The organism is Cryobacterium adonitolivorans (assembly GCF_004402695.1).
Lineage (GTDB): Bacteria > Actinomycetota > Actinomycetes > Actinomycetales > Microbacteriaceae > Cryobacterium > Cryobacterium adonitolivorans.
In genome coordinates, this window is sequence record NZ_SOFL01000038.1 from 1 (window position 1) to 3,413 (window position 3,413).

General features: G+C 64.2%; 4 protein-coding genes and 1 pseudogene. 2 read left to right on the forward strand and 3 right to left on the reverse strand.

The window, feature by feature from the left end:
* Positions 1–99: 99 nt before the first annotated feature.
* Positions 100–204, forward strand: a pseudogene (locus E3O42_RS18600) (HNH endonuclease signature motif containing protein); the annotation flags it as partial.
* 195 nt (positions 205–399) lie between these two features.
* Here E3O42_RS18600 and smpB read toward each other — a convergent pair.
* From smpB to ftsE, 3 genes are all read right to left on the reverse strand, one after another.
* Entirely contained in the window at positions 400–876 is a 477-nt protein-coding gene (gene smpB / locus E3O42_RS12075; RefSeq protein ID WP_104167077.1) for an SsrA-binding protein SmpB, read from the reverse strand.
* Positions 877–977: 101 nt separating this feature from the next.
* Positions 978–1,892 (reverse strand): permease-like cell division protein FtsX, encoded by a 915-nt coding sequence (gene ftsX, locus E3O42_RS12080; RefSeq protein ID WP_134454179.1) that lies wholly within the window; start codon positions 1,890–1,892, stop codon positions 978–980.
* The gene (ftsE, locus tag E3O42_RS12085; RefSeq protein WP_134454180.1) at positions 1,889–3,055 is read right to left on the reverse strand and encodes a cell division ATP-binding protein FtsE; all 1,167 of its coding nucleotides are present in this window, start codon (positions 3,053–3,055) and stop codon (positions 1,889–1,891) included. Before ftsE ends, ftsX begins: the two co-directional genes overlap by 4 nt.
* Before the next feature lie 190 nt (positions 3,056–3,245).
* Here ftsE and E3O42_RS12090 point away from each other — a divergent pair.
* Positions 3,246–3,413 (forward strand): helix-turn-helix domain-containing protein (locus tag E3O42_RS12090; RefSeq protein ID WP_166787990.1); only part of this gene is annotated, 168 nt, incomplete at its 3' end.

The window sequence follows — 3,413 nt, forward strand, 5'->3', positions numbered from 1 at the left end:
ATCAACCGAATGGTCGACAACGGCGGAATCCGGCCCGTTTTCTTCGGCGGCAACGGCGCCGTGCTGGCACTAGGCGACAAGATCCGCTGCTTCACCCCGATGCAACGCAAAGCCATCACCGCCCGCGACGGCGGCTGCATCATCCCCGGCTGCACCTGCCCACCCCAATGGACCGAAGTGCACCACGTGACGCCCTGGCCGCACGGCGGCCCGACCAACGTCGACAACGGGGTACTGCTGTGCTGGTACCACCACCACAACATCGACACGTCGGGGTGGCACATCCACATGACCCTGGGCATGCCCGAAGTACAAGCACCACACTGGATCGACCCCACCGGCACCTGGCGAAAACCACACCAGCACCAAGCGCACGACCCCANGCTGGCTGGCCGCTGGCTAGTCGCCGAGGTTGCGGCGGGCGGAGATGGCGCGGTCGGACTCACGCTTATCCTGGCGCTCGCGAAGGGTCTGCCGCTTGTCGAATTCCTTCTTGCCCTTGGCCACCGCGATCTCGACCTTGGCCTTACCGTCGCTGAAATAGATCTTCAGCGGGATGAGGGTGTAGCCGCCCTCTTTGGTCTTGTGGCTGATCTTGATGATCTCCGCCTTGTGCAGCAGCAACTTGCGCTTGCGACGGGGCGGGTGATTCGTCCAGGTGCCGGCGGTGTACTCCGGAATGTGCACGGCATCCAGCCATGCTTCACCGGACTCGATGAACGCATAACCGTCGACAAGGGACGCCCGCCCGGCCCGCAGAGACTTCACCTCGGTGCCGCTGAGCACCATTCCGGCCTCGTACGTATCCTCGATGAGGTAGTCGTGGCGCGCCTTGCGATTGGTCGCGACGACCTTCTCGCCTTTTTCCCTGGGCACGGCATTCTCCTCGATCGGTTCAGTGAATCGGCCAGGCATCCGCCGGGCAGCCCATCAGTCTAGTGGAACACGCACCCACGTCTGATCTCTGCCCGGACGGATCAGACCTTCAGGTAGCGGGTGATCGCGAAGTTGGCGGACGCCGCAGCCAGCGCGGCGCCGAGCACCAGCAGGATGGGCACCACGGTGAACGCATCGTCGAGACCGACCAGGGCGAATCCGGTGAGGCTGACACCCAGATAGCCCTGCACGAAGTAGTGCACGATCGCCACGATCGCACCACCGGCCAGCAACGAGCCCAGCAGCGCCGCGAAGACACCCTCGAGGATGAACGGTGTTTGAATGAACCGGTTCGACGCACCTACCAAGCGCATGATGCCCAGTTCCTTGCGCCTCGAGAACGCCGAGAGCCGGATGGTCGTGGCGATCAGCAGGGCCGCCGCCACGAGCATCAACGAGGCGATGCCGATGGCGGTGTAGCTGGCCACATTCAGCACCGAGAAGATCTGATCGAGGTACTTGCGTTGATCGGCGACATTCTCGACACCGGCGACGCCGGACAGGCTCTCGACCAGCACCTCGGAGTCCTCGGGGTTGTTGAGGTTGACCCAGAAGGTCTGGTTGAGCTGTTCGGCCGTCACGTAGTCGGCGACGGGATTGCCCGCGAACTGCGTCTTGAAGTTCTCGAACGCCTGCTCGTGCGTCTCGAAGTAGTACTTGTCGATGAAGGTCGCCAGGGTCGGGGACTCCAGTTGTGCCTTCACCGAGTCGATCTGCTCCTGGGATGCCTCCCCCGCCGTGCAGGTCTCCCCCGGCGAGATGGCGGTGCACATGTAAATGCCTACCTGTGCGCGGTCATACCAGAAGTTTTTCATCTGGCCGATCTGCATCTGCATCAGGATCGCCGCACCGACGAAAGTGAGCGAGATGAACGTGACCAGCACGACCGACACGACCATGGAGGCGTTGCGGCGCAGGCCGTTGGATGCTTCGGAAAGCACAAGTCCGAGTCTCATCGGGTGGGTCCTACGTTCTGCTCACTGGTGGGGTCGGCCTTTTCGCCCGGAGCCCGCAGGCCGAGCTTCTCGGCCAGGGTGAGCTGTTCTGGTTCGTCGTGCTGGGTCACCGGGATGGCCGGCCTGGACATTGTGGAGGTCGGCGGCTCGACCGGCGGGGTGGGTGCCTGCTGGTCGGGTTCCGGCTGGCGGTCAACCGCGGCGGGCTGTTCGGCCATGACCGGGACCGGCGGGGTGGGTGCGACGACCGCAACGGGATCGCTCAGCTTGATCACAGGTGCCGGCTCGGGCGTCGGCTCCACGGATGGTGCGGTGCTCACGTGAGCGGCGGCAGCCTCGACCTCGGCCGATGCCACCTCCTGTGGCACCTCCTCCGGAGCGGGGTGGGTCAGCGGTTCGGTCGGGGCCGCACCCGTGGCCGGCATCCGCGACGACCGGGACGCGGCCCGCTCGCCCGGGGGAAGCACCATGGGGATGGCCGCGGTGGCGTAACCACCCTGACGCTCGTCACGCACGATCTGCCCCGCGGAGAGCTCGATCACGCGGCGCTTCATCTTGTCGACGATGCCGGCCTCGTGGGTGGCCATGATCACGGTGGTGCCGCCGGCGTTGATCCGCGCCAGCAGCGACATGATCTCGGCGCTGGTGGTGGGGTCGAGGTTGCCGGTCGGTTCGTCGGCGAGAACGATCTGCGGTTTGTTCACGATCGCCCGGGCGATCGCCACACGCTGCTGTTCGCCACCGGAGAGCTCGTGCGGCAGGCGCTGCGCCTTTTCGGCCAGGCCCACCATCTGCAGGGTGTCGGGCACGGCCTCCTGGATGTACCCACGGGACTTGCCGATGACCTGCAGGCTGAACGCGACGTTGTCGTAGACGGTCTTGTTCGGCAGCAGACGGAAGTCCTGGAAGACCACCCCGAGGTTGCGACGGAAGTAGGGCACCTTGCGGTTGGAGATGGAGCGCAGGTCCTGGCCGAGCACGTGAATGCTTCCGCTGGACGGCTTCTCCTCCTTCAACATCAGGCGAAGGCAACTCGACTTTCCCGAGCCCGAAGCCCCAACCAGGAAGACAAACTCGCCGCGAAGAATTTCGACGTCGATTGAGTTCAGGGCCGGTCGGTTCGTGCCGGGATATTTCTTGGTGATGTGATCAAATCGGATCATGGCGTTTCGAGCCTAGGCAGCCATCCGCGATTTACCTACTTGCGACATGCCTCAAGCAGCAATTCCATAGGTTCGGGGCGCTAGTTGTACTGCGCCATGAGGTGGGTGACACTTGTGGGGCCTTGTGCGTAGGGAGAACCTCCGGGCTTAGTGGAGGGGTCTAACGCCGTCACAAGCACCGGAGGTTCCCATGGGTCACCCTAATCCGCCGTTGACCATGCGCGGGAAACGTATCCTCAGCCAGCGCGTGGTTGTGGATAAACGCCCCGTCGCGCACGTCGCTAAAGAGCTCGGTATCTCACGCCAATGCGCCCATAGGTGGGTGCGTCGATACCGGGAACGCGGCGAGGCCGGCCTG

What these genes read in the sequence shown, in the direction of transcription:
- ftsX (WP_134454179.1), bottom strand. Translation starts at nt 1,892, where the DNA reads ATGAGACTCGGACTTGTGCTTTCCGAAGCATCCAACGGCCTGCGCCGC.
- ftsE (WP_134454180.1), bottom strand. Translation starts at nt 3,055, where the DNA reads ATGATCCGATTTGATCACATCACCAAGAAATATCCCGGCACGAACCGA.